The organism is Paraburkholderia sp. SIMBA_030, from assembly GCF_046535245.1.
In the GTDB taxonomy this organism is placed as follows: domain Bacteria; phylum Pseudomonadota; class Gammaproteobacteria; order Burkholderiales; family Burkholderiaceae; genus Paraburkholderia.
Map to the genome: position 1 here is coordinate 1 of NZ_JAWRXB010001616.1, position 237 is coordinate 237.

Below are 237 nucleotides of genomic sequence, written 5' to 3' on the forward strand. Positions count from 1 at the left end.
CCGCGCGACCGCGCTGCGGTTCGCAAGCGAGGGCGCCGACGTGCTGGCGACCGACATTAACGAAGCCGCGCTCGCGCAACTCGCGGCCGACGCCGAACGCGCGGGCGGCCGCCTGACGACGCGGCGGCTCGACGTGACCGACGCGGGCGAGGTCGCGGCACTCGCCGCGCAGGAGCGCGCGTTCGACGTGCTGTTCAACTGCGCCGGCTACGTGCACCACGGTTCGAGCCTCGACTG

General features: G+C 74.3%; 1 protein-coding gene. It reads left to right on the forward strand.

Going from position 1 to position 237, the window contains the following annotated elements:
- Positions 1-237, forward strand: a 237-nt coding sequence (locus SB772_RS45465) for an SDR family oxidoreductase (protein ID WP_410839212.1), incomplete at both ends; no start/stop codon positions are given.